This window comes from Paenibacillus sp. J2L1-98 (assembly GCF_056269405.1).
In genome coordinates this window covers 1-1,482 of sequence record NZ_JBWDNW010000059.1, presented here as the reverse complement: position 1 = coordinate 1,482, position 1,482 = coordinate 1, and the positions used below count along the sequence as shown (strand labels likewise).

At 49.1% G+C, this 1,482-nt stretch carries 2 protein-coding genes; both read left to right on the top strand.

Annotation, left to right across the window (positions count from 1 at the left end; all coding sequences use genetic code 11):
• Positions 1–852 (top strand): ABC transporter substrate-binding protein (locus AC0YNZ_RS31360; RefSeq protein WP_475830272.1); only part of this gene is annotated, 852 nt, incomplete at its 5' end.
• 100 nt (positions 853–952) lie between these two features.
• On the top strand, positions 953–1,482 hold a 530-nt coding region (locus AC0YNZ_RS31355), incomplete at its 3' end, for an ATP-binding cassette domain-containing protein (RefSeq protein ID WP_475830271.1).

Here is a 1,482-nt window from a genome sequence, read left to right as displayed (position 1 = left end):
GAAGAGAAGAAGCTTAAAATCGGTTTAACGGTTCCGACGCTTGGCAACCCGTTCTTCGTAGCGATGTCCAAAGGCGCGCAAGAAGTAGCTGCAAAATACAATGCCGAAGTAACGGTTGTAGCGGCAGAACACGACCTTGCGAAACAAACGCAGCAATTTGAAGATTTTATTACGCAGCAAGTAGATTTGATTCTCCTCAGCCCGTTTGATTCCAAAGGGATTGCAGGCGCCGTAGCACAAGCAAAAGCTGCAGGCATTCCGGTAATTGCGCTCGACGGAAGCGCCGAGGGCGGCATCGATTCGGTAGTCATGTCCGACAATGTGCAAGCAGGCCGTTTGGCGGGAGAGTACTTGGCTGACCGTTTGAAAGGTAAAGGCAATATCGTTGTCATCGACGGACCACCGGTATCCGCAGTAACGGACCGCATCAAAGGCTTTGAAGAAGTAATGGCGAAATATCCGGACATTAAAGTCGTAGCTAAACAGAACGGCGAAGGAAACCGCGAGAAAGCGCTCGGTTTGATGGAAAGCATTTTGCAGGCGAACAGCAAAATCGATGCCGTATTCTGCATCAACGATGAAGAAGGCGTAGGCGTTAAAATCGCTCAGGAACAAGCAAACCGCTCAGGCGAGTTCTTTATCGTCGGCGTTGACGGCGCACCAGGCGCTGCCGATGCGTTGAAAGAAAAGAAAAGCTATGCCGCAACATCCGCACAATTCCCGAACCAAATGGCTATTCAAGGCGTTGAACTGGCGCTGAAAGTTATCAAAGGCGAGAAAGTGGAACCGCAAGTATTGATTCCTACTGAACTGATTACACAGGACAATGTCAGCTCTTACAAAGGCTGGTAATACAAGCGACAAGATGGGTTCCCGACTACGGGAGCTCGTCTTGTTCTCTTTAACATCAACGCAAGCGGCTTGAATTGACATTGTAGCAGGGAGTGGCAGGATGGAAACGTTAAAAGAGAGAATTGCGGATGATGAAATAGTTGCTGCGAAAACGCCCATTATGAAATTGGAAGGCATCCGAAAATCATTTTCCGGCGTACATGTGCTTCATCAGGTCCATCTGGATTTGTACAAGGGCGAAGTGCATGCGCTTATGGGAGAGAACGGTGCCGGTAAATCGACGTTAATGAAAATTATGGCCGGCGTTCATAAGCCGGATTCCGGAACTACGCTGTACAGGGGCCAGGAGGTTCATTGGAACAATCCGATGGAAGCCAGAGACCAAGGGATCAGCGTTATTCATCAAGAGATCAGTTTGTCACCGAATCTGTCCATCGGCGAAAACATCTTAATGGGAACGAAATTTCCAAAGAACCGCATGGGGCTTGTCAAATGGAGTGAAATCTATGAGAAAGCGGAAGTCATTCTGCGTTCCATCGGCTCCACGCTAAACCCTAAAGTGAGCGTTTCTACGCTTAGTGTAGCTGAGCAGCAAATGGTCGAGATCGCCCGCGCCCTGTCGTTCAACTC